The sequence below is a fragment of the Seleniivibrio sp. genome, from assembly GCF_021209385.1.
In the GTDB taxonomy this organism is placed as follows: domain Bacteria; phylum Chrysiogenota; class Deferribacteres; order Deferribacterales; family Geovibrionaceae; genus Seleniivibrio.
Genome location: NZ_JAJOIL010000028.1, coordinates 190,373 through 215,067, shown reverse-complemented (window position 1 = coordinate 215,067; position 24,695 = coordinate 190,373). Strand labels below are relative to the sequence as shown.

Below are 24,695 nucleotides of genomic sequence, written 5' to 3'. Positions count from 1 at the left end.
AACAGAAGGCTGCATTCAGCTTTGGGATATAAGAGACCTATGGAAGTGCACATGAATCAGATGAAGATGGCGGCATAATATTTACTAAGAAATAGTAAACTGATGTCTTGACAATAGGTCCACTATAAACCTCTTCTGCGAAAACAGGAGCGGGTTATCCCGTACTTATCGTTGACGTACAAACAGATTTTTCAACCACAGCTGACAGGATCATCGGTTCTCTCAGCAAATCCGATATCACTGGTTTCGCTCTTGACGAATACAGAGCGGAAGGTCCCATCGACTCTATAGACGCAAGAGCAACCTCTGCCAGAATGGCGACAACAGGCGCCACTATGGACAAGATGATTCAGGATATGGGCGTTACAAAAGACACTGTCATCGTATTTACAAACTCTGCTCTCTCGTCAAGCAACTATGATCTGACAAGAGCTTGGTGGCTGTTTTACTATTGGGGATTCTCCGAATCCAAGATAAAAGTTCTGGATGGCGGTGTAGCTGCTGTTAAAGCTGTCGATGCATCTCTTGTGGATACTTCTTCTGCATCAGTTGATCCCGCGGACAGCACTTTTTCAGTAAAAAATCTTCCCGGTCTGCACGATGCAGCCCGTGTAACAACTAAAAACGTTATAGATCTTGTAAGAGCAGGTTCTGTAAAAGTTATCGACGTCAGAAGTGCGGGAACACAGGGTTCAGTTGCTTTCAGCGGACGTATCAAGGGCGCTGTAACAGGTATTAACGCTGCCTCTGTTATTGTCAGCGGAAAGTTTCTTGATAAAACATCAGGCGAAGCGCTTCTCACAGCTGCCGGTGTGAAATCGACCGATACGATAGTCGTTCACTGTATGTCCGGCTATTCCGCGACACCTGTTTACTATTACATTAAAGAAGTACTTGGATATGACAATGTAGCCCTTTATGACGGTTCATGGTCTGCCTGGTCAAGCCATGCGGGTTATGAAAGAGGCGCTTCCTACGCTTCCGAAGAAGTGTATTGGGGAACTTCCTCATTCATGTATTATACCAACTCTGCGAGTGTCCCTGCCGTTAGAGCTGCAAACACAGCAACCAGCGACACAACAGGCGCTATAGTTGCTCTTGGCGGACCTCTTCAGTCAAGCACAACAAACACAGGAATACTTGCATATGACACGTTCAAGCTTTCAACAGCTGCTCCTACAGTTGCAAACGGTCTTATCACAGTCGCTCCTCAGACGGCAACATTGTCTGCAACAACATCATGGAAAGACGCTCTCGGCGTTATCATGTTCAATGTGAACTCAACATACACAGGAACAGGCAACGAGATCGAAGAGACTGACAAAGCGTATGTCGCTTCCGATGATGATACTGGTGACGACACCGACACTGACGACAGCGACTCAGACGATTCTGGAACAACTCCCAGCGGTCCCAGCGGATGCTGATTAAAACCGGAGAGTAAAAATTATGTTTAAGACAAAAATATTAACCGTTCTGATGCTGATGCTCATGTGTGCGGGAAGCGCGTTTGCCTTCAAGCCCATTGAGCTTGGCGATGGAAAATATCTGCAATTCTTTTATGACGCTCAGTTCGGCTATACAGGCAGAAACACCGGCAGCGGAGAAAATGCGGAAGATGGCACCAACGAGTTCAACTTCAGAAGAAACAGACTCGGTTTCATCGGAACATACAACGAACAGCTCAGTTTTTATGTGCAGACAGAGTACATTGAAGACAAGAACATAAATCCGCTGTATGTTGACATATCTGACGACGACGGCAAAGATTTCTATCTTCTTGACGCTCAGATCAGATATACCCCTTTCGAGAATTTCGACATAATTCTCGGTAAGTTCAAGCACTCCCTCACAAGGGAAAACCTTGAAGGCTGTTTCAACCCGCTGACGCTCGACCGTTCATACTTTGTATACGCGCCCTTTAAAACAAGCCGCGACAAAGGTATCGGTGCGCGCGCGGAGTTTCTTGAAAATATGATACAGGTCAGGGGTGAGATTCAGGAAGGCCGTACAAGCGATTCTGACGACGGTTCTCCCGATCCCGGCTCAAACCTCCGCTATACCGGTCGTGTCCATGTGTCCCTTTTCGACAAGGAATCCGGCTATGGCTACAAGGGTACATATTTCGGCAAGAAAACAGTGCTGACAGCAGGCGCTTCCTATCAGTATGAGCCTGATGCGGTATATGCCGACGTTGACAACTATGCAGACAAGAAGGACTATGCTGCCTACTCATACGATATCTTCGGTGAGGTCCCAACTGCGGCAGGAACTTTCACTCTGTCCGGCGCATATCTGAATATCAGCTTTGACGACGCTTACAAGGGCGCTGATCCTGACTCCAATTCATATGGTCTCTACGGCGAGCGTGACGGCTACTATGTTAAAGCTGGCTATATGCTTCCCTTTAAAGTGGGTCCCGGTCAGGTGCAGTTCTTCGGACGCTATGATGATTTCACATTCGCAAACCTCAACGGCTACTATGACAATGAGGTCAAATTTGCCGCTGCCGGTGTGAACTACTATATCGACGAAGACAAAATCAAAATAACTGCACAGTATTCACAGACTGACTTTGACAAAGAAGTAGGCTCAAACACCAACTATCAGGACTTTGACACATTTGAACTGTATATGCAGGTCAGATTTTAATTGAAAACAAGCGAAAGGAGATGATGAAATGAAAAAGAAACTTGGAATTATCGTGCTTGCGGTGATGGTTGTTACAGCGGGAATAGCTATCGCTGCTGCAAAATCCTCCAAAGGTAAAGTTACAAGCGTTGACGGAACAAACATTACAATTAAGCTGGACAGCGCAATTGATGTTAAGGCCGGCGACGCGGTGAAAGTGGAAGCTGTGGGCGCTAAACCCGGCTTCAAACTTCAGGGCTGTTAATCAATTTTTTGGCGGGGCTTTATGCCCCGCTTTATTTTCCATTCAATATCTCATATAATCAGAAAAAATCTTTGGTGGGTAGATGCTGAAATATATAATTGCAGGAATCATTTTAACGGTATGCGCCGCTGCGTTTGTGTATTTCGGATTCTATCACACGGGCGAAGCGGTTGTGGGCTGTATGTCGACGGACTGCCATTCCGGAATTGAGTATCCTTCAAAAAACCATGAGATCCCCTGCGAACAGTGCCATGGCGGCGATCCGAAGGCGGCTGACAAGAAGGTCGCCCATGCGAATATGCTGGGCGGGAGAAATCCCGGGGATCCGTCTGTCTGGGATAAAACCTGCGGGCAGTGCCATCAATATCAGCTTGAGCGGGTCTCAAAGACGCTCATGTATACTGCAACAGGGATGATAAAGAATTCACAGCAAGCTTGGGACGACTACAAGGGTAAACTATACAGTACCCACGGAGCCGACGGGTTCGATGCGGAGGGCAGTCCGCAGAAGAGACCGTCTGTGGCTGAACTTGAGGAACTTTCGGGCGAACTTTACAGAAAATTCTGTTCCGCATGCCACGTCGGTTACGACAAGCTGGAGGGCTACCGCGCCCACCACTCGTCAGGTTGTTCAGCCTGTCACTTTAATCATTCGGTTGAGGGAACGTACAAGGGCGGCGACAGGAGTATCCACGGCAAAGGACCGTATCCTGAAAAACACGAGATTTCGGCATTGCCGTCAAACGACGTATGCCTGACATGCCACAACAGAAGCGGTCGTATAGCTCTCTCATATGAAGGGTTTTACGACGGCAACAACTCGCTTGTTCCCACAAGCGGCGGCTATCCGGGACCCGATCTGATAGACGGCGTGCGCAACGTGCGCCACATGCAGGCGGACATCCATTTCGATTTCGGCATGGAGTGCATCGACTGCCACACCTCGGCGGATATGATGGGTGACGGTTACATGTATGAGAACATGTACATGCAGATTGAGACCGCCTGCGAGGACTGCCACGGCACGGAGAGCGCGCTCCCGAAAACGCAGAAGGTAACCAAAGAGAACAGCAGACCCGTAAGAGAATCCCAGAACTACGCTTTCAGAGTGAATTACGGCGACGAAATGGTACTGACATCCAAAGGTCGGATGTATTCCAATGTGCGCAAAGAGAAAGGAAAGTATTATCTGTATACCAAGCGCGAAGGCAAGCGCATTGAGATAAAGACGGTCAAGGGTACCGACAACCACGGAGTATACGGTCACGATCGCATGGAATGTTACACCTGCCATTCAAATACAGTTGTGCAGTGCTACGGCTGCCACACTACATACGACAAGAGCGAAAAGATGACAGACCTGATCAAAGGTCAGGACACATACGGGGCGTTCAGCGAAACGGAGGATTTCAGGACACTTTTTCCGTTTCCTCTTGGTGTCAACCAGCGCGGAAAGATATCTCCTGTGACCCCAGGCTGTCAGACGTTTCTGACCGTGCTGGATGAAAAAGGCAATAAGGTGCTGGACGATCACGTTTTCAACTACAGGGGTGTGAAGAACTTCAAATTTGCACCGTTTTACAGTCACAACACGGGCAAAAAAGCGGTGAGCTGTGAAACTTGCCATACAAAGCTTGCTTTTGCGGGCTTTGGTCAGGGGCTTGTGTCTGTTACAAATAAGAATATAAACAGCGCATATCTTTGCGATAAATGCGAAAAACCGCTTGATTCGCTGTACAGCATAAAGAACGGAAAGCAGGATGTGACGTCTGATGTTGTCCGAGACCATTCGAGGATTCTGAACAACAATGAGCTGGCTTCCATGCTGAGGGCGAACCAGTGCATTGTTTGCCACGAAAAAGGAGAAGGCAGGATATATGGCAAGAAGTTTTCATATGACAGTGTTCTTTCTGACCCTGTGCATAAGCCTCTGCTTCGCTGAAAGCGGCTTTGCACTGGAGAAAAGCGATAAAAACTGCGCCGCCTGCCACAAGGAACGGGTGACGGGAGTACACGCAAAACAGAAGTGCGAAACCTGTCATGCGCCCAATAAAGAGCATTACGATAAAGCGGCTGATTTCTCCGTTTCAGCTAAGGGGTGCCTGAACTGCCACGCTGAATATGCCGGAATACTGGAAAGCCCTATGGTGCATAGAAGCGCCGAAAAGGTTTTTGTAGATAAGACTTATGGTCGGGTTGACGGACAGTTCTGGAACAAGAACTGTCAGAACTGCCATGTTTTGAGCTGTATGAACTGCCACGACGGGGGAAATCCTCACGCCATAAAGAAACCCACAACGGATAACTGTCAGGAATGTCACAGAGACTACTACACAGGTATTGAATACAGCGGACTGGGACAGCGGGAAGACCATGAGAGATATGCCAGAGGGAAGGAGCACAAGGGCTGGAAATATGCCTCAATGCTTCCTGATGTGCATCACGAAAAGGGGATGCAGTGCGGCGAATGTCACTCCATGAAGAGCCTTGCGGAGGGCAGAAAATTTTCTAAGACCTGCACCGACTGCCACGATATGAAGAAAAGCACGTCCGTTGAACATTCGATAGATAAACACAGCCGCATGGAGTGTTACACATGCCATTCCGCGTGGGCAAATCAGGAGTACGGCACCTTCTGGATATATTTGCAGAACACGAAATTTTCGGAATATTTCAGATGGGTGAAACGTCCGCACATAGATTATGCGAAGAGCAGTCACACAAAACAATATGCAGACTTTCCCATAGGCGTGAACGATAGAAAGAAATATTCGCCTCTGCGTCCGCAGTATATTGCTCTCTTGACGAATATAAAAGACGACAAGGTTGTCGGCAAAGAGAATGACTTGCTCGCTGCCGATTTCAGGGCGGTTTTTCCCCACACTGTGCGCCGCGAAACGGTGATGTGTGAAAGCTGTCATGCAGATGCCAGAAGGCTCATGCGCGAGAAGAAAGAGGATAGGCTTTATCTGACCGACAAGGACGGATTGCCTTTTGAAAGTTTTTATAACTTCAAAGGGTTCAAAGTAGTTAATGGTAGGTTTGTAAATGATTCTGAATATAGAAGAATTATGACCAAAAATATTGAATATAAAAAAGCCGCAATGAAGAAATGGAGACAGGTGACCGACACGGTTAAAGACGCAGGAAAATAGATTCCGAATACGGCGGTGCGGCGGTAATATATTGCACTGAGAATTCTATGTGGTTCAGATTGCTTCGTCAACCTGCGGTTTTCTCGCAAAGACGTGACTTTTATTCCGCCTTCGCTAGGGCTTTATGCCAGAAGCGATCTCGTCCTTAATTAAAAGCATCATCAAATATGCGATATGCCATTGTAATTATAAAGAAGCGATAGCATTATTGAAAAATCAAATGCAATACTTGCAAGTTTGATTTCTTGTAATTAATTCATATTTAGTCTTAATTAAAACCTGGATTGTATACAATATTTTTTATCTATATTTTAATCCGATAAGTATTGACAAATCCATTGGCTATATTATTATGGTGTTAAGTTCAATCGGTACAAATGTCCCTCATCACGCAAAAATCAAGAGGGACACAAATGAAAAGCAGAATCTCCCGCAGGCGGTTTTTACAGGGAACCATTGCCGCAGGTGCGGCGGCGGCGACCCTGCCGTCACTCAGTCTTATCGCCGGAGAGGTTGAGCACTCTACCCCATCCGGAGTTACATACGCCCAGAACTGGTGCGAAATGTGCTTCTGGAAGTGCGGCCTCACAGCTAAGGTTGTCGATGGGAAAGTAACGAAACTTGAAGGACAGAAGAGCTGCCCCAGCAACTTCGGTAAGCTTTGCGCAAAGGGTAACTCAGGCGTTTTTCAGCTTTACGACCCAGACAGACTTAAAAAACCTCTCATCCGCACCGGAGAGAGAGGTTCCGGTCAGTTCAAAGAAGTTTCATGGGACGAAGCCATAAAGTATGTTGCCGAAAAATGCAACGCGCTCAAGGGCAAATACGGTCCCGAAACATTCACACTCTTTGCTCACGGTTCGGGTGAACACTCTTTTGTCGATCTTCTTCATATAATGGGTTCGCCCAATATATGCATCCCCTCCTATGCCCAATGTACGGGCAGCAGGGATATCGGCTGGGCGCTCACATACGGCAAACCCGTCGGCGGAAAGGAACCTGTGGATTCTGAAAATGCCAAGTGTATAATGCTCCTCGGTCGCAACATCGCAGAGGCACTGCACGTCGGCGAACTTCAGGATTTCATAAACGGCTGTGCCAACGGTGCATATGTTATATATGTCGACCCCAGATACAGCAAGACCGCCGCGAAAGCAAACAAATATATGATGATAAAACCCGGAACGGACACGGCTCTTGTTCTGGCGATGATAAACTATATTCTCGTAAAAGAGATATATAACAAAGATTTTGTCGATAACTATACCTATGGTCTGGAAGAGCTGAAAGAACACGTCCGCCAGTACACCGTCAAATGGGCGGCCGGTATAACCGAGATACCCGAACAGGATATCATCGAGGCGGCGAATAAGCTCTGCGAAGCGGCTCCACACTGCTACATCCACCCCGGTCGCCGTCTCACACGTTACGGCACGGATACCCAGTTCGTAAGAGCAATCGCTATCCTTAACGCTCTGATGGGCAACTGGGAACAGCCGGGCGGTATATACAAGCCAGTACCTCTTAAACTCGACACTCCCCATATGGTTCACGATCTTGAGAAGGTGGACACAGAGAGAGCTGACGGCGCTGGAACAGAGTTTCCCATAGCTTCCACCGACCTTGGTCTTGCCAACAAGATGATGCAGGCGATAGCGCAGCAGAAGCATCCACTCAAAGGAATGTTCGTTTACGGCTGCAACCCGTTTCATAATCAGGGAAGTGCCGATACCGTGGAAAAGGCGATAAAGGCGAGCGAGCTTATCGTTACCTGCGAGATATATATGACGGATACCGCGTGGTATTCAGACGTTATCCTGCCGGAATCCACATATCTGGAAAGGTACGACCCGATAATCATCACATCCAGAAAGAGCGGATACATCCAATACCGCGAACCCGCTGTTCCGCCTCTGCACGATACCCTTGGCGGATGGGAGATCGCGGCTCGGCTTTCAAAGGCGATGGGCTACGAAAATCATTTCATGGATGTGCGCGAGTACAATAAAGAATTTCTGGAATCCATCGGTCTCACCGAGGAGAACATGAAGAAGCACGGATGTCTTGTGGGCGCAGAGGGCGACCCCTTCCCGATAGCGTCCGGAGCCGAGCCGGAGTTCCATACTCCTTCGGGTAAGGCGGAGCTTTTCAGCAGCATGATGGACGATCTGGGATATGAAGCTATGCCCTCTTATGAGGCGCCGCCCATGCCCAGAGGCGACGAGTTCAGGCTGCTGTTCGGCCGTCTCAGCTTCCATACCCACGCCAGAACCCAGAATAACGCATGGCTGCTCGCCCTGCACCACTCGCAGGTGGAGCTTTGGATAAACAGCGAGCGCGCGAAAAATCTGGGCATAAAGAACGGCGACGACGTCTGCATAGTCAAAGGCGACAAAAAGAGCCATGCGTGCATAGCCAAAGTCGTCGACAACATCCATAAGGACGCCATCTTCATCCCCCACGGTTTCGGTTCCGTCAGCAAGATGCTGACGAGAATATCAGGTGTGGGCGCGCGTGATTCCGATTTCACGTCGGATGAGACAGACCCAATCAGCGGTTCTGCCGGTTTCCACAACGGCTTTGTCAAAGTCGTGAAGGCGTAAGGGGGAGGCGAAGATGAAAAAGAAATACGCAATGGCATATATTGTTGACCGATGCGTCGACTGTAAAGCATGTATGGTGGCGTGCAAGGCGGAATGGCATGTGCCGGACGAAGATTTCCGCACGCACATCGACACGGGCAGAAGCCCCGACCATACGCGGAAACTGCAGATGCACTTTCTTCCCCACCAGTGCAACCACTGCGACGATGCACCCTGTGTCACCGTATGCCCCACAAAGGCAAGCCACAAAAGGGAAGACGGCATCGTCTCCATCAATCAGAAGATATGCGTCGGATGTAAATACTGCATAGTGTCATGTCCTTACGACGCAAGATTCTTCAACCACGAGCTTGGCGTGGCGGAAAAATGTACGTTCTGCCTACCGAGGATTGCGGAAGGACTTGCTCCCGCATGTGTGACAACATGTCCCGGCAATGTCAGGGTCTTCGGGGACGTAAACGATCCCAAAAGCGAAATATCCGTTCTGCTGAGTGATGCCGCAGAGAAACATTATAAGGTATGGAAACTGCGTCAGGATCTCGGTACAGAGCCGAATATCTATTATATACAGAAGTAGGAGGGCGGTATGGTTTTTCAGGAAGCATTTGAATGGTATATCGCCGTTTATCTTTTCCTCGCCGGTGTCGGCGCGGGTTCGATAGTTGCGGCTGTATTGGCGGATATGTACGATAGGGAGAAATATATTTCGTTCATCAAATCGGCAAGCGTGATCGGTATGCCGCTGGTGATGATAGGTATCTTCTTTCTGTATATTGACCTTGGACAGGGTATGTGGAAGCCTTGGCTGCTCATCCTTCTGTTCGTAAACCCTACCTCCGCTATTTCATGGGGTACGGGAATTCTGACTCTTTTTACGATTTTTTCGATGCTGTATGCCATATACAACCTCGGTCTGGCAAGGTTCTTCCGCTTTATGGGCGGCTGGCTGCCGAGACTGCTTGATAATATGGGAAGCAGCAAATGGATAAAATGGATGCTTATTCTCACAGGTATCTGCACGGCAGGCTATACGGCGGTTCTGCTTGGTGTTCTCAGGGCTATCCCCTTCTGGCATCAAACGTCCCTGCCTATCCTGTTCATCATCTCCGCTACCTCGACGGGTATCTCCGGAGCTATGATAGTGCGGGAGCTTGCGTTTAAAACGGAAGACAGTATGCACAAGATAGAGACAACCCACTTCTATCTGATAGTGCTTGAGATTCTGCTTCTGTTCGGTATGTTCCTCATTGCTATGCAGGGTGTGCCGGAGATGCAGTATTCGGCTAAGAGCCTTTTGAGCGGTAAATTTGCCGTTGAGTTCTGGGCTGTGCTTGTTTTCCTCGGTCTGCTTGTTCCCGCGGTTGTCTTCGGACTGGGCGAGAGCGGCAGGATGCATGTTTCAGGCGGCAAACTCATATTTTTCGAGGCTTTGGTACTTCTGGGCGGATATTTTCTGCGTTTTCTGATAGTTCACGCAGGGGTTTATACCCAGAAGTTTACGGACTATATCCAGTAGGTTTTATCAGCGCGGGGGTCTTCTTGACCCCCGATCCTATTTTCATTATACTGCCATATTCAATAATTCAGAGGTATTTGATGGGGTTATCGGAAGGTATGAACAGACGCGGATTTCTCAGAAGGCTGTCCATTTTCATAGGAGGCGCGGCGGGGCTTTTCGGTCTGTACAGATTTCTTACTCCGCGGACGGCTGGCACAAACGTGGTGCTGACCGTGGCGAGCGCTGACGTGCCGGAGGGCGGAGCGTTGATATTTTCCGACAAACAGACCGCTGTCATGAAACTTAACGGCGATATAACCGCTATGTCGCTGACATGCACCCATCTTGGTTGCACCGTTGCGCTGGACGGCGACAGATTCGCATGTCCCTGCCACGGAAGTGTATTCTCTCTGGATGGCGAAGTGATAAAAGGACCCGCCGTGAAAAAGCTGACGGTTTTTGCCACCGATGAGAAGGACGGCAAGGTAACGGTCTACCGCAGGAGCGCGGTATGATAAGCCGTTTTTTTGCCCACCTTTTTCCTGTGACATTTAATAAGGACACCCTGCTTTTCCGCAAAACTGGATATCTCGGCATCATCTCCGCCGCGCTGTTCGTTCTGCTGGGGCTTACGGGCGTGTTGCTGCTTTTCTATTATTCACCTGAAACCACAGCGGCTTACGGCTCCGTAATATTTCTGGAAGAGCATGTGGCTGGCGGCGCGTTCATCCGTTTCCTGCACCGCATGTGTTCTCATATGCTTCTGGTTTTTGCGGTTCTGCACCTTTTAAGGACTGTCTTCACTGGCGTTTACTCTGCCAGAAAGAAAAACTGGAAGCTTGGTTATATCATCTTCGGTCTCATAATTTTTGAGGCATATACAGGTTACCTCATGCCCATGGATCAGCTCTCTTTCTGGGCGACAAAGACAGGAATGGAACTTATGAACACACTGCCTGCTGGCGGTTTTCTGAAAAATCTGCTGATGCCCGACGATGTCGGCGGTCGGCTGACGCTTCTGCGCTTTTTTGCACTGCATATCGTTTTTCTGCCGATACTGACTCTGATTCTGCTGTCGGCACATCTATATAATATAAGACGCGACGGCGGACTTTTGCCCATGCTGGAACCGGAGAAGGTCAAATCCCGCGAACAGCTGGTAAGTTTTTCGCTTGTGGTTTCTTTTGCTGCGGTTATTGCGGCAATCGTGCTGTCTCTGATATTCAAAAGCCCGCTGGAGCTTCCGGCGGATGCCGCCACTCCGCCAAATCCTGCGAAAAGTGCATGGTTTCTGCTTTGGATTCAGGAGGTAGTGAGCTGGCGCGCATCGCTGTTCAATGCGGTGGCTGTTGTTTTTGTGCTTTGCTATTTCCTGCCGTTGTTCAGCCGTGTGCATGCTGACCGCGCGGTTTGGTTTTCTGGAAATGACCGACGTATCTGGCTTTCTGTTCTTCTGCTCACGCTGTTCATAGTGGCGCTCACGATTATCGCCGTATATTTCAGGGGGGCGAATTGGGAACTCGTACCTTTCTATTACTGATTTTTTTATTGGCTGCCGCCGAGGTCTTTGCCTGTACGAAGTGCCATAAGCCGCACTATTCGGAGGTAGGCACCTGTTCGGCTTGTCACAGGGGCGAAATGCGCTCATCCAGAGAGAACGTTGCCCATGCGGGGCTTCTGACTGCCAAATATTCTGCATTTTATACTGATAAAAAGGCTGTCGCCGCAGGTGAAAAGATAGTTTCTGATTCCGCCTGCCGCAGATGCCATAACATAGGGGCGGATGGCGGAACCGCCGCCGCCGATCTGAACGCATCCGCCATGAAATACACAGGCGAATATCTGGACGGCAAAATTAAGAACGTCAACGAATATATGCCTGATTTCCACTTCACCGATGGCGAGAGACGTGTTGTCATTCTCTATCTGCTGAACGCCGCATCGAAACAGCCGAAAAAGGTGAGCGAACCTTATGTTGCCTATATCACACCTTCCAAAAAGGGGGCTTTTGAGAAGCATTGCGGCGGGTGTCACCGCATGATAACCAGAATAGGCGGCGGAAAAGGCACAGGTAATGAGGCAGCTAATCTTTCCGGTCTGCTCACTGAATATTTTGTTTCGTCTGTGCTGCCTGTCGGCGGAAAGCACTGGACTGAAAAGAGGCTTAAGGAGTGGATAAAAAACCCCAGAAGCATAAATAAGCTTGCTGTCATGCCGCCAGTGCGCATTACGGATGCGGAGCTTGATAAGGTTATTAAGGATATCTCCGGGAAGTAGTTCTTAGGTAGTTTTACTGTTTTTTTATCGATAACACTCCCGATACGTGTGAATTTTTTATTAAATAAGCGATATTTATAGTTTTTTCCTTATGCCTCAAATCTTCCCGGATTTATAGAATATTGAAATAGGTGCCGCATAACTGGTAAACTCCCATATGGGGGAACACTATGTCTGAGAGCGATAAAGTTTTAATTTTTCTTCTTGATGATCACGCTGTTTTACTTGAAGGTCTTACTATCCTGATCAATAAAGAGCCGGATATGGAAGTATGCGGAACGGCATCTGATGGTCCTTCCGCCATGAGCAAACTGTTCAGTCTTAAACCTGATATCATCATAGTCGATCTTACCCTTGAGAATTCAAACGGTCTGGATTTCATAAAATGTCTTAAGGCTCGCTATGACGACGTGCGGGTTCTTGTTCTGACCATGCATGACGAACTTGTTTTCGCAGAGCGCTGCATAAGAGCCGGAGCATCAGGATATATTATGAAGAGTGAAAGCCCGTCGGCTATTATTGATGCTATGCGGCTTATAATGAAGGGCAAAATATACCTAAGTCCGAAGATGACACAGCATGTTGTCCTGAGAGCTATGAATCCTAAGGAAAAAAGCGATGCCGATTCTGTAGAGAACCTTTCCGACAGGGAATTTCAGGTTTTTCAGTATATCGGCGAGGGTATTACGTCAAAAGATATGGCTTCAAAGCTGAATCTGAGCATCAAGACCATAGATTCGGTAAGGGAGAATATCAAACATAAGATAGGGCTGGAGAGTGCGGCGGAGCTGACAAAATTTGCTATTAAATGGATACATTCAGATAAGGTTATATGAATAAAGCTGACACAATAAATAAGCTTCAGGAAGAGCTTCTCCTGATAAAAAACGCCTATAACGAACTGCATGGGAAAGAGCAGAGGAAGATGCTTGCTCTGGACGATGTGCCTGTGTTTGAACTCACGATAGACAAGGAAGCATATATCACCAAACTCAGCAAAGGTTTTGAGATGGTAATGGGGTATACGGCGGAGGAATTCACAGGCAAAAACTTCATGGATTTTCTGGCAGATAACGATGAGGTGGAAGGTCACCTTAAGTGTTTTGAAAGATTCAAGCAATCAGGTTATACGAGTAAGCGCAGGTGGCGGCTTCTGAAAAAATCAGGGGAGATCATAGACGTACTGCACAGCGCAAGGGCTGTCTACGACGACAACGGCAACTTTTCCGGTGGAGTGGGTTTTGTCCTTGATATTTCGGATACGGTGCATGCGAACAAGGCTCTGATGCAGTCAGAGAATGAAAAGCGCGTTATTCTGGATGTCATGTCCGACGGAGTTATCTATTTTGACACGTCAATGAGAGTTATCTGGGCAAACAAAGTGATATCCGAGGTTATGGAAATACCTTTGGGAAGAATGAAGGGAAAGAGGTGTTCAGATTTTTGTCCGGGATCGCCTGCTGTTTGTGATGTTTGCAGCCTGCCGAAGTCGGTGGCGACAAAACGCAAACAGACGGCAGAGGTGGTGATGGTGGATAAAACTCTAATAATTCATGTTAATCCGGTATTTAACGATAAAAATGAGTTAAATGCACTTGTTATGGTATTGAGCGATATCACCGAAAGAAAACTCCTTGAAAAACAGATACTTGAGATGACTAATAATGAGAGACGCAGTATCGGGCATGATCTTCACGACGGTTTGGGGCAGATGCTGACAGCTATATCAATGATGTCTTCCAGTCTGCTGGAGATAATGGACAGTGAAAGGGAGAAAGAATACGGGATTGTGAAAAAAATTGTCAGGTACACTGCCGACACACAAAAGCTCATGCGTAATATTCTTGACGGGCTTTGCCCTGTTCTGGGCGATATAAGCGATCTGGGTGATGCTCTGACGTGCATGTCTGCGAGGATAAGCTCTGTATATTCAATAAACTGCACTTTTGGATATGACGGAAGAGTACACCTGCCTAAAGGGAATATTGCAACGCATCTTTATCTTATCGCACAGGAGGCGGTTAATAATGCTGTGAAGCACAGCGGGTGCAGATCCGTTTCGATTATTTTCAGTAAGAAAAAAGGCATGCTGATAATGACCATTTCTGACGACGGGTGCGGTTTCGACCCAAGCCGCGGAACCGATTCCGGATACGGAATGCGGATAATTAAATACAGGTCTTCTATAATAGGCGCAACTGCGGAGTTCCTGAATACCGACGGTAAAGGTTTTTCCGTGGTTGTATCGTTACATACAAAAATCCGGTAATATTACTTATTTTTTACAGCAAAACTTTTCATACACATCCGGTATGAGTGCCGATTAATAAAATTCCTTTCTTATTATATGCTTATCCTGTGTTTTTACATAGGAGGTATCTATGAAACGGACAATTCAGAATGTTCTTCTAGGGTTGGTTACAACCATTCTTGCTCTTCTTCCTGTTTTTTCTCATGCAAAGGACAGGGTTTACAGCACCGACGTTGTTGTTATCGGTGCCGGCGGTTCCGGTCTTTCCGCGGCTGTTTCTGCAGCTGAAAACGGTGCAAAAGTTATTGTTCTGGAAAAAATGCCAATAGCCGGCGGCAGTACAAACTATGCCGAGGGGCTTTTTGCAATCGGCACGAAACAGCTTAGAGACGACGGTCAGGACATTTCAAAGCAGGCTTTTTACAAACAGATCATGGAGTATGGTCACTGGAGAACAGACGCTGCTCTTCTTCGGCAGTTTGTTGACGAGTCCGACAAAAACATTGAGTGGCTCGAAAAGAACGGCGTAAGATTTGACGCGGTTAAAATGTCTTATGCTGATTCACCTGTGTGGCACCTTGTTATGGATTATAAAACATTCCACCACGGTGCAGCTCTTGTGAACCGTCTTCTCGACGTCTGTGAAGAGAAAGGCGTGAAGATAATGTACGAAACACCTGCAAAAAAACTTATATACAACAACGGTGTTGTTAAAGGTGTTGAGGGTGTGGATGCCAAAGGCAATAAAGTGATCATCAATTCCGGCTCTGTAATCATTGCCACAGGCGGGTTCCCTAACAACAAGGAGATGATTGACAAGTACACCAGATTCGACAGTAAAAAAGTTGTGGCAGACCTGCCTCTTCAAAAGAACGGAGATGGTATAAACATGGCTATGGAAGTCGGCGGTGCTGCTGAAGGCTGGGGACTTATGACTCACCAGGCAACAGCAGGTCCCGGTGTAATCCCTTTCGGCAACCTGTTCACAATGACATGGCAGCCCTCTCTCTGGGTAAACAAGTACGGCAAAAGATTTGTTGACGAGTCAATAGTGTTCAGCTTTGTTTCAACAGGCAACGCAGTCGAGCATGCGCCCGACAGCTTCGCGTGGCAGATATTCGATCAGGAGACTTTTGACAAATATGCAGAGAAGGACGGTATTGAAGCCGGTATCGGAGTTATCATCCCCATCGGAACAAAAATGACCAACCTGCAAAAAGAGTTTGAGGATTCCGAAAAAGCAGGCAACCCCAATGCCGTTATGGCGGACAGCATTGCTGAACTTGCGGCAAAAATTAAGGTTGATCCCAAAGTTCTCGCTGAAACAATCAAAAACTACAATTCATATAAAGAATACAATCTCGACAAAGAGTTTTACACCGATCCCAAGTGGATCATGCCTGTTAAAAAAGGGAAATTCTATGCGATCAAAATAGTTCCTCAGGCATATGTTTCTCTCGGCGGTATCAAGGTTGACAGCAAAATGCGCGCTCTCGATGCCAACGACAAAGAGATAAAGGGTCTTTATGTTGTAGGCTGTGACGTTGGCGGTCTCTACGGCGACACCTACACTCTGTTTGCATCAGGTTCGGCATTCGGCTTCGCAGCCTATTCAGGTCGTGTTGCCGGTGCTGATGCTGCTATGCAGGCACATAAATAGGTGACGACATGGGAAAAAATAAAAATATAAAATGTATGCTGATAATGTTGTTTCTCTTTCTGTGTGGAGGATATTCTTTTGCAACGGAAGGGGGCGGGCAGGCATCCGCTAACGGACCGGAAGGAACAATGGGCGGAACTTTGCCGCCTCCCGGGGTGTATTTGCTCAACTATCTTGAGTATATGTCATCCGACAGGTTCAATAACTCTGATGGCGACAGTGTTGTTCCGGATTTTGAGCTGAAGGGTTTTGCCGAAATACTCAGGTTTGTTTATGTAAGTAAGAAGCAGTTTCTCGGCGGCAATCTTGGGGGACAAATGATTGTTCCTTTCGTGCACATGAATGTTAAAACTGCTGCGGGTGAACAGGACAAAACAGGCATGGGTGATGTTGAAATAGGCTTGTTCGACTCATGGCACTTTAAAAACTGGCATTTTGCCTTTGGTCCTGAGCTTTTTGTCCCTGTCGGCGACTATGACGAGGATGACATGGTCAATTTGGGCAGAAATTATTTTACTTTTGAACCTGTATTTGCTTTCACCTATCTCAGTGACGGCGGATTTGAGGTGTCAAGCAAGTTTATGTACGACATAAACACTGAAAACAAGGACACAGACTATCAGTCCGGACAGGAATTCCACTTTGATGCCTTTACCGGATACCATGCAGGACCATATGCTGTGGGTGTCAACGGTTATTATTACAAACAGGTGACCGATGATGAACTGGATGGGGAAAAATATCTGGACGGTAACAAAGGTCAGGCTATGGCTCTCGGTCCCGAAGTTAAATACGACTACAAAAATATGTCTTTTAATCTGAAGTATCATCACGAGTTCAACGTTGAGAACAAACCGGAAACGGATAGATTCTGGTTCAAATTCGTATACGCGTTCTAAGACAATCTGCGGCGGCCGTATTTTGCGGCCGCCTTTTTATTAAAGAGGAAATAATGAAAAATATAATATACATAATTATCATTCTTCTGGCTGCTGCTGCGGTCTATGCCGATGATATGCAGTTCAATTGCGCAGACTGCCACAAAAATACGGTGGAGGTGCTGAAAAAAGGTCATGCCCAAGCCGATTCATTTTCCAAATGTTTTGACTGCCATGATTCCGAGTCGAAAGCAGGAAGTTTAGGGCAGAAAATACATTTAAAGCATACGGATTCTCTCGGCAGTTCTGCAGAAACCTGTCTCTCCTGCCATGCGGCGGATAAGGACGGCAATGTGTCCGTGTCTCATAAGAACGGGATAACCTTTTCAAAAGAAGAGATGAAGGATCTCGCAGATAAATTTGCAACATGGAACGATTCGCCGTATTTGGCGAACTCGCACAAAAAATCAGGAGTTTACTGCCTTGACTGCCACGATACTTTCGGACCCGATGACGTGGATGAGATGGCGAAGAAGTGCAAAGGCTGTCATGGTGAATATGAAGATCTGGCGAAGAAAACTGCAGATAAGAAAAGAAACCCTCATAAATCGCATTTCGGCAATATGAGCTGTGTAAAGTGCCACAACGTTCATGAGGATTTTACTGATTTCTGCGATAAATGTCATAAAACAAATATGAAATGGAACAGGAAAATTAAATAATTTAGCCTCATCATTCCTCCTTTTGTCCTTTTATAAAAAAAGGCGGTCGATTGACCGCCTTTTTCAGTTTGGTGTTTGCAATACCTAACTATTTTACGATTAATTTCAGACCCACAGGGACGTATGCCTGAACCTTTTTGCCTTCAAGAACTGCCTTTGCAGTTTCAACGCCTTTTGCGCCGATGAATGCGGGCTGCTGTGCAACTGTAGCTGCCATCTTGCCGTCTTTGACAGCTTTAACAGCGTCGTCTGTCGCATCGAAACCGACTACCATTATATTCTTTTTAGCGGCTGAGATAGCGCGCATTGCGCCCAGCGCCATTTCGTCGTTATGTGCGAAAACCGCATCTATTTTGGGTTGTGACTGAAGAATGTTTTCCATTACGTTCAGACCTTTTGTTCTGTCGAAATCTGCCGCCTGACGTGCAACAACTTTCACTGCTGTGCCTTTAAGCGCATCGTTAAAGCCTTTGCCGCGGTCTCTTGCTGCGGATGTTCCGGGTATGCCTTCAAGCTCTACCACGCTGCCTTTCTTGCCGAGTTTTTCAGCTATGTACTGACCTGCCATCTTGCCGCCTGCAACGTTGTCTGAGGCGATGTGAGAAACAACTGTTCCTGCATTTGCGCCTCTGTCAAGTGTGATGACGGGGATCTTGGCTCTGTTTGCCATTTTGATGGCGTTGCCCACTGCGTCTGAGTCAGTTGGGTTGATGAGGATAGCCGCAACGCCTTTAGACAAAAGATCTTCAACGTTTGCGATCTCTTTAGCGGGGTCGTTCTGGGAATCGAGAACTATCAGCTTGATACCTGCTTTTTTTGCTTCGCCGACTGCTCCGTCCTTAAGTGTGACGAAGAACGGGTTGTTCAGTGTGGAAACCACCAGACCAACCGTCTTTTGTGCCGCAAATGCCATCATGGATGGGATGATCATAATGGCTGCGAAAATAGCGAATAACTTTTTCATACTTCACTCCTTAAATGAGACTGCCGCGTCGACTTAGAAAGCCTCCTCGCAGAGACGTCTTCGCGAGGAGCACAGGCGACGAAGCGATCTTCTTACTTCTTTCTATCCATAAGAACGGCGATAAGAATCACCGCACCCTTTGCTATCATCTGATAATAGGATGAAACGTTAAGAAGGTTGAGCGCATTGTTCAGAATTCCTATGATGAGCGCACCGGTGAAAGTTCCGAAGATGGTTCCGACACCGCCCGCTAGGCTTGTTCCGCCGAGAACAACTGCGGCAATGGCGTCAAGTTCATATCCTGCGCCTGCGGTTGGCTGTGCGGATGAAAGCCTTGATGTGAGTATTATGCCCGCCAGTGCGGAAACGAGACCGCATATTCCGTAAACGGCTATCTTTATCCTGTCCACACGAACGCCGGAAAGTCTTGAAGCTTCCTCGTTGCCGCCGATGGCGTAAACGTAGCGCCCGAAGCGGGTGTGTTTAAGTATATAATGTGAAATGATGAAGACGAGTATCATGAGAATTACGGGAACTGGGATTCCAAAAACGTAACCTGTTCCGAACCATGCGAAGGCATCCGCCGCCGCGTCATAACCTGTGGAAATCGGCTTGCCGTCGGTATGTACAAGCGTAGCGCCGCGCAGAAGCGTCATGGCAACCAGAGTTGCTATGAACGGCTGGATTTTACCTTTGGTAATAGCTATGCCTGCAAGGACACCGAGAAGTATGCCCAGTGCCAGTGTTGCAAAGACTGTCGCCGCCACGCCGAATCCTGTTGATATCATCGTTGCGGCAATGGCTCCGCACAGAGCCAGAATGGAACCGACAGAAAGGTCGATGCCTCCTGTCAGAATAACAAAGGTCATGCCCGCCGCTATGACAGCGTTTATGGATGTCTGGCGCATGACGTTCAGTATGTTGCCCACGGTGAGAAAGTCGGGACTGATGAGTGACACTATCACCGAAAGGATGATAAGTCCCAACAGCGGTCTGAACCTTTTCAGCACGTCTTTGATGTCTATTTTCATAAATTCTCCGAAACTATACGGCGTTTTTTATATTGCTTATGGCAAGTTTCATGATGTTTTCCTGAGTTGCATCCGCACCGGATACCTCCCCTGCGATACGTCCGGCACTCATAACAAGTATCCTGTCGCTCATGCCTATTACTTCAGGCATTTCGGAGGAGATGAGGATGATGGACATTCCTTTTGATTTCAGGATATTTATCTGCTCATAAATCTCTTTTTTCGCGCCGACGTCCACACCGCGGGTGGGTTCGTCAAGAATAAGAACCTTCGGTGCCGTGACCAGTCCCTTTGCGATAGCTACCTTCTGCTGGTTCCCGCCGCTGAGATCGACAACCCTCTGGGACGGTCCGGTGGTCTTGATGGACATCATATCAATATATTCTTTGGAAACCTCTTCCTCTTTCCCGAAAGATATCTTTGAAAGGGCAGTCTGAAATTTTTTCAGCGCAGGAAGGGTTATGTTCTCTTTAATTGTCATGCCTATGATAAGTCCCAGCTGTTTCCTGTCCTCTGAAACGTATGAAATGCCGTTTTTTATGGCTTCGGAAGGGTGGTTTATGCGTAGCTCTTTGCCCATGAGGGTTATTTTGCCTTTTTTTAGGTGCATTTCGCCGAATATGGATTTTGCGACCTCGCTTCTGCCGGAACCCATAAGTCCTGCAATGCCAACTACTTCACCGCTTCTGATGCTGAACGATACGTCAGTTATGCGGCTGTTGGTCAGACCTTCCGCAGTGAAAACGATATCGCCGACCTCGCAGTGGCATCTGGGGTATCTGTCGCTGATGGGGCGCCCCACCATGAGCTGTATTATTTTTTCTTCGTCGAGTTCCGATACGGGCTTTTCATCAACAAATGTACCGTCTCTGAGGATGGTTGCCCTGTCGCATACGTCAAACACTTCGGAGAGTTTATGGGAGATGTATATCAGTGCTTTGCCCTCGGCTTTCAGGTTTCGGATTACTTTGTAAAGATTTTCCGTTTCAACATCGGTGAGCGCGTCAGTCGGTTCGTCCATGATTATCACTTCCGCGTTCATAGAGAGCGCCTTCGCTATTTCCACCATCTGCGCCTGACCTACGCTGAGCGAGGATACTTTCGCAGTAGGCAGAGTTTTTTCTCCGAGCTGTTCGAGATATTTTTTAGCTTCGGCATTCATTTCGGAATATTTTACTTTGCGCAGTATGTTAACAGGCTCCCGACCGATGAAGATATTCTCCGCCACTGTCAGTTCTGGGATAAGATTAAGCTCCTGATGGATAATGGCTATCCCTTTGTTCATGGCATCTTTAGGGTCTTTCGGCGAGTGGGTTTTTCCTTTGAATATCATTTCGCCTGAATCTTTCGTATAAACCCCGCTGAGTATCTTCATGAGGGTTGATTTTCCTGCCCCGTTCTCGCCAAGAAGTGCCATTGCCTCGCCGGCATATATGTTCAGCGAGACGTCGTTAAGCGCCTTTACGCCGGGGAATGATTTACAGATATTTTTCATTTGCAGAACAGGTGAACCGGACATCAGAACACCACCCCCGAATGAAGTATCACATTCGCGTATGGAGTACATTCGCCTGTACGGATAACTGCCTTTGCGTTTTTAGTGAGTTCCTTGAATTTTTCGTGGGAAACGGTGTTCATTTTCGCGTCTTTCAGCAGGAAGACTATCGCATCCTTTGTCACCGGATTCTTTTCGGATATCTCGGAAGCAATTGTGAATTCCTCCACCTGCAATTCCGAAAGGACGGTTTTCAGAACCGTTATGAAATCGGGTGCCCCAGCACAAAGTGCAATGTCAATGCGTTCTGCACTGTCGGGTATGGGAAGTCCGGCATCGGCTATAACTATAGTGTCGGTGTGCCCCATCTCGGAAATAACCGCCGAGATACGGCTGTTGAGCAGTTGTCCCTTTTTCATGTCACCCTCTATAACATTAAGAATACCAGAGCGCTGTAAGATATCAAGTAAAAATATTAGCACTTTTTACTAAAATTTTAGTTGCTGTCTGATAAAATATGCTATAATAAAAAATATAAGGCAACGGACATAATGCGGCTTTATAGTATGTATTTGTAAAATCTATAGCAACATTGGTTCATGCTGAAATTTTAGTAACATATATGAAAAAGAACATAACAATAACTGAAATAGCTAAAATGGCGGACGTGTCTGTCAGTACAGTTTCTCTGGTGCTGAACGGCAAAACCGGAGTAGGACCCGCCGCGCGGGAGCGCGTGCTTCGGATTGCGCGTGAACACGGGTATAAAGGAACTACTGACAGCGGGCTGAACAGACGGCACAGAACAATTTTGTTTGTGAATATTGTCAAGCACGGGCAGATACTTAATAATAATCATCAGGCTTTCGTAGCGGACTATATCAATGGTGCGCAGATGGAAGCGTCCAAAAAAGGATATTCTCTGGAGGTCGCTGTTTTCGACAGGTTTGATCCTGCTGAGATAACTGATTATGTGAATAATTCATTCGCCAGTGGTGCCTTGGTTCTGGGTACCGAGCTTGACGAGGCGGATGTCGAACATTTTTTGAAGATACATATTCCACTGGTATTCATAGATATTTTATGCCCTTTCATGCCATATGATTTCGTGGATATGAACAACGCTTCCTCTGTTTATAATATGATGTCATACCTGACGCGCATGGGACACAGCGAGATAGGTATAGTCACCGGACGGATAGGAACCATAAATTTTCAACAGCGTCTTGAGGCTTTTGAAAATTCCATGAAGCACTTCGGGCATAAATTCCGCAAAGATTTCGTCTTCACGGTGGAATCCACCTATGAAGGCGCTTATGAGGATATGCGCAGGCTTCTGGCAAAACAGAAAGAGATGCCGACAGCGCTCTTATGCGTTAACGATATCATTGCTCTCGGGTGTATGCGCGCACTGAAAGAGGCGGGGCTTGCCATTCCGAATGATATCTCCGTTGCGGGATACGACAACCTGCCCATGAGTGCGATGGCGGAACCGCCGCTGACAACTGTTGACGTTTCCAAAAAGAGCATCAGTACAAAGGCGGTGCGCATACTTGTGCAGAGGATAAAAGAGGGCAGTTCCATGCCATATGAAAAGACCGTCATCGGCGGTGAGGTTGTGGAGCGCGCCAGCGTAAGAAACCTTGCCGGGGAGGAAGAGGCATGAGCAGATTCTGTGTGGCGGGAAGCATTAATACTGACCTTGTTACGAAAGCACCAAGATTTCCGAAGCCCGGTGAAACAATGTATGGTGAATCATTCAGCACTTTTACAGGCGGTAAGGGGGCTAATCAGGCTGTCGCACTGGCAAAACTCGGTGCGGACGTTGCCATGGTGGGGCTGACGGGAAACGACATATACGGCGATGATTACATGGCGTATTTTCGCAGGCTTGGGGTCAATACCGACGGAGTAGGCAGAGTTGCCACCTCTACAGGAATAGCCGTTATAACCGTTGACGGAAAGGGTGAGAATAATATCATTATCGTTCCGGGCGCTAACGCCGTGGTTGATAAGAACTATATACTGAAAAACCGCGAGATAATTGAATCTTCAGAATTTCTTCTTCTTCAGCTTGAGGTGCCTGCGGATGCTGTTGTTCAGGCAGCAAAAACCGCTTCCGAAGCCGGTGTGACGGTCATCCTTGACCCTGCACCTGCTCTGCCTCTGGGTGCGGAAATTCTTAAATATGTAGACATCATAACGCCTAATGAAACAGAGGCGGAGATACTTACCGGAGTCAAACCGGCGGACGAGGCGGGATTCGCCGCCGCCGGACAGAGACTTATAGAGATGGGTGTCAAAACTGCGGTGCTGAAAGCGGGGGGCAGGGGCGCATATGTCTTTGCAGACGGCACTCTTACCCATGTTGAGGGATTCGTTGTTGCCGCAGTTGACACCACTGCCGCCGGAGACACGTTCAATGCAGGGCTTGCCTTCGGACTTGGCAGAGGACTTCCTATTATTGACGCAGTAAGATTTGCAAACGCTGCCGCCGCCATATCCACGACAAAGGCGGGAGCGCAGGGGGGGATGCCCTCTCTTGCGGAGGCTGAACAGCTTCTTGGAATTGAATAAAACTAAATTGGTCTTGTTAAGCGTGGTTCTTTTACTAGATTATTAGCTAAGGAGAACCATATGTTTAAAACGATAGCAGTCATAATCGGAATGTTCGCTCTGTTCGGGTGTGCGTCAAAGTATGACGTGAACGTTACAGGCTATGGCGGACAAAATAATTTCAAAAATAAGACCTACGATTTCGCTCTTTCATCAGAATCAAAAACCGATCTGGAGATGATAAAATACGTCGGCGTTCTGGAAGCCCAGCTCAACTGTATCGGCTGGAAGAGGGACGCAAAGAATCCTGCATACATTATTTCCCCAGTGTACGGCGTTGTTCTCGGCAAGGCTTCTGCTGAACCTCGTGTAAGCATCGGCGGCGGGATAGGATTTTTCTCCGGCGGAATAGCCCCCGGGCTGTCTCTCGGAACTGCGGTGGGCAGGTCTGTGTCCGAAGAGGACAGGGATATGAGCTACCTGAACATAAAGCTGTTCGCGGCTGGCAATACGGATAAGGCGCCTGTTTGGCAGGGCAAGATATTCACTCATGAAAAAGACCTTTCAAAAACAGCCGCAGTGCTGTCTAAGTATGCTGTGGATAACTTCGGTAAAGCTACCGACGGTGCCAAAGAATTTACATTTGAGGCGACCGAAACAGAGCTGAAAGGGCTTGAAGGATGCCCCGCTAAATAGTCTGGAAGATTCA

At 47.6% G+C, this 24,695-nt stretch carries 24 protein-coding genes; 19 read left to right on the top strand and 5 right to left on the bottom strand.

The window, feature by feature from the left end; all coding sequences use genetic code 11:
• Window positions 1–154: 154 nt before the first annotated feature.
• Window positions 155–334, bottom strand: coding sequence for a hypothetical protein (locus tag LRY47_RS09665; RefSeq protein WP_295224728.1), 180 nt, complete (start codon window positions 332–334; stop codon window positions 155–157).
• A 1-nt stretch (window position 335) separates the two neighbouring features.
• Here LRY47_RS09665 and LRY47_RS09660 point away from each other — a divergent pair, with 1 nt between their 5' ends.
• The 16 genes from LRY47_RS09660 to LRY47_RS09585 all read left to right on the top strand — a co-directional run bounded on the left by LRY47_RS09660 (window position 336) and on the right by LRY47_RS09585 (window position 17,940).
• Window positions 336–1,427 (top strand): rhodanese-like domain-containing protein, encoded by a 1,092-nt coding sequence (locus tag LRY47_RS09660; protein ID WP_295224726.1) that lies wholly within the window; start codon window positions 336–338, stop codon window positions 1,425–1,427.
• A 22-nt stretch (window positions 1,428–1,449) separates the two neighbouring features.
• Complete coding sequence (extI, locus tag LRY47_RS09655) at window positions 1,450–2,652, top strand: selenite/tellurite reduction operon porin ExtI (RefSeq protein WP_295224724.1); 1,203 nt, start codon at window positions 1,450–1,452, stop codon at window positions 2,650–2,652.
• A 28-nt stretch (window positions 2,653–2,680) separates the two neighbouring features.
• Window positions 2,681–2,896: a selenite/tellurite reduction operon protein ExtJ gene (extJ, locus tag LRY47_RS09650; RefSeq protein ID WP_295224723.1), complete on the top strand. Its 216-nt coding sequence runs from the start codon at window positions 2,681–2,683 to the stop codon at window positions 2,894–2,896.
• Window positions 2,897–2,978: 82 nt separating this feature from the next.
• Complete coding sequence (extM, locus tag LRY47_RS09645) at window positions 2,979–4,838, top strand: selenite/tellurite reduction operon c-type cytochrome ExtM (protein ID WP_295224721.1); 1,860 nt, start codon at window positions 2,979–2,981, stop codon at window positions 4,836–4,838.
• Window positions 4,774–6,051, top strand: coding sequence for a selenite/tellurite reduction operon b-type cytochrome iron-sulfur cluster-binding subunit ExtO (gene extO, locus LRY47_RS09640; RefSeq protein WP_295224719.1), 1,278 nt, complete (start codon window positions 4,774–4,776; stop codon window positions 6,049–6,051). The genes extM and extO overlap by 65 nt, the downstream gene beginning before the upstream one ends.
• Window positions 6,052–6,464: 413 nt before the next feature.
• Window positions 6,465–8,654 carry a molybdopterin-dependent oxidoreductase gene (locus LRY47_RS09635; protein ID WP_295224717.1) on the top strand — a complete coding sequence of 730 codons (2,190 nt, stop codon included), beginning with the start codon at window positions 6,465–6,467 and terminating at the stop codon, window positions 8,652–8,654.
• 13 nt (window positions 8,655–8,667) lie between these two features.
• Window positions 8,668–9,231, top strand: coding sequence for a 4Fe-4S dicluster domain-containing protein (locus LRY47_RS09630; RefSeq protein ID WP_295224713.1), 564 nt, complete (start codon window positions 8,668–8,670; stop codon window positions 9,229–9,231).
• 9 nt (window positions 9,232–9,240) lie between these two features.
• Window positions 9,241–10,170 (top strand): NrfD/PsrC family molybdoenzyme membrane anchor subunit, encoded by a 930-nt coding sequence (nrfD, locus tag LRY47_RS09625; RefSeq protein WP_295224710.1) that lies wholly within the window; start codon window positions 9,241–9,243, stop codon window positions 10,168–10,170.
• Window positions 10,171–10,250: 80 nt separating this feature from the next.
• Window positions 10,251–10,667, top strand: coding sequence for a Rieske (2Fe-2S) protein (locus LRY47_RS09620; RefSeq protein ID WP_295224707.1), 417 nt, complete (start codon window positions 10,251–10,253; stop codon window positions 10,665–10,667).
• Window positions 10,664–11,692: a cytochrome b N-terminal domain-containing protein gene (locus tag LRY47_RS09615; protein WP_295224705.1), complete on the top strand. Its 1,029-nt coding sequence runs from the start codon at window positions 10,664–10,666 to the stop codon at window positions 11,690–11,692. The genes LRY47_RS09620 and LRY47_RS09615 overlap by 4 nt, the downstream gene beginning before the upstream one ends.
• Entirely contained in the window at window positions 11,665–12,429 is a 765-nt protein-coding gene (extS, locus tag LRY47_RS09610) for a selenite/tellurite reduction operon c-type cytochrome lipoprotein ExtS (protein ID WP_295224703.1), read from the top strand. The genes LRY47_RS09615 and extS overlap by 28 nt, the downstream gene beginning before the upstream one ends.
• A gap of 170 nt (window positions 12,430–12,599) precedes the next feature.
• Window positions 12,600–13,265, top strand: a complete 666-nt coding sequence (locus tag LRY47_RS09605; protein ID WP_295224700.1) for a response regulator transcription factor — start codon at window positions 12,600–12,602, stop codon at window positions 13,263–13,265.
• Window positions 13,262–14,698 carry a PAS domain-containing protein gene (locus tag LRY47_RS09600; RefSeq protein ID WP_295224698.1) on the top strand — a complete coding sequence of 479 codons (1,437 nt, stop codon included), beginning with the start codon at window positions 13,262–13,264 and terminating at the stop codon, window positions 14,696–14,698. The genes LRY47_RS09605 and LRY47_RS09600 overlap by 4 nt, the downstream gene beginning before the upstream one ends.
• Window positions 14,699–14,810: 112 nt before the next feature.
• Entirely contained in the window at window positions 14,811–16,340 is a 1,530-nt protein-coding gene (locus tag LRY47_RS09595) for an FAD-dependent oxidoreductase (protein WP_295224695.1), read from the top strand.
• A gap of 8 nt (window positions 16,341–16,348) precedes the next feature.
• Window positions 16,349–17,239 carry a transporter gene (locus tag LRY47_RS09590; protein ID WP_295224693.1) on the top strand — a complete coding sequence of 297 codons (891 nt, stop codon included), beginning with the start codon at window positions 16,349–16,351 and terminating at the stop codon, window positions 17,237–17,239.
• A 53-nt stretch (window positions 17,240–17,292) separates the two neighbouring features.
• Window positions 17,293–17,940, top strand: a complete 648-nt coding sequence (locus LRY47_RS09585) for a cytochrome c3 family protein (RefSeq protein WP_295224691.1) — start codon at window positions 17,293–17,295, stop codon at window positions 17,938–17,940.
• Window positions 17,941–18,028: 88 nt separating this feature from the next.
• On the opposite strand, the gene rbsB is transcribed toward LRY47_RS09585, so the two are convergent.
• The 4 genes from rbsB to rbsD form a co-directional block, all read right to left on the bottom strand.
• A complete protein-coding gene (gene rbsB, locus LRY47_RS09580) occupies window positions 18,029–18,904 on the bottom strand; it encodes a ribose ABC transporter substrate-binding protein RbsB (protein ID WP_295224689.1) in 876 nt (291 codons plus the stop codon).
• 92 nt (window positions 18,905–18,996) lie between these two features.
• Window positions 18,997–19,935 carry a ribose ABC transporter permease gene (rbsC, locus tag LRY47_RS09575; protein WP_295224686.1) on the bottom strand — a complete coding sequence of 313 codons (939 nt, stop codon included), beginning with the start codon at window positions 19,933–19,935 and terminating at the stop codon, window positions 18,997–18,999.
• 13 nt (window positions 19,936–19,948) lie between these two features.
• Window positions 19,949–21,454: a sugar ABC transporter ATP-binding protein gene (locus LRY47_RS09570; RefSeq protein WP_295224684.1), complete on the bottom strand. Its 1,506-nt coding sequence runs from the start codon at window positions 21,452–21,454 to the stop codon at window positions 19,949–19,951.
• The gene (gene rbsD, locus LRY47_RS09565) at window positions 21,454–21,849 is read right to left on the bottom strand and encodes a D-ribose pyranase (RefSeq protein WP_295224681.1); all 396 of its coding nucleotides are present in this window, start codon (window positions 21,847–21,849) and stop codon (window positions 21,454–21,456) included. Before rbsD ends, LRY47_RS09570 begins: the two co-directional genes overlap by 1 nt.
• Before the next feature lie 203 nt (window positions 21,850–22,052).
• Between rbsD and LRY47_RS09560 the strand changes: the two genes are divergently transcribed.
• Genes LRY47_RS09560 through LRY47_RS09550 form a run of 3 tightly spaced genes read left to right on the top strand, consistent with a single transcriptional unit; the run spans window position 22,053 to window position 24,682 of the window.
• A complete protein-coding gene (locus LRY47_RS09560) occupies window positions 22,053–23,096 on the top strand; it encodes a LacI family DNA-binding transcriptional regulator (protein ID WP_295224678.1) in 1,044 nt (347 codons plus the stop codon).
• The gene (gene rbsK, locus LRY47_RS09555; protein WP_295224676.1) at window positions 23,093–24,007 is read left to right on the top strand and encodes a ribokinase; all 915 of its coding nucleotides are present in this window, start codon (window positions 23,093–23,095) and stop codon (window positions 24,005–24,007) included. The genes LRY47_RS09560 and rbsK overlap by 4 nt, the downstream gene beginning before the upstream one ends.
• A gap of 60 nt (window positions 24,008–24,067) precedes the next feature.
• Window positions 24,068–24,682: a hypothetical protein gene (locus tag LRY47_RS09550; RefSeq protein WP_295224674.1), complete on the top strand. Its 615-nt coding sequence runs from the start codon at window positions 24,068–24,070 to the stop codon at window positions 24,680–24,682.
• Window positions 24,683–24,695 lie beyond the last annotated feature (13 nt).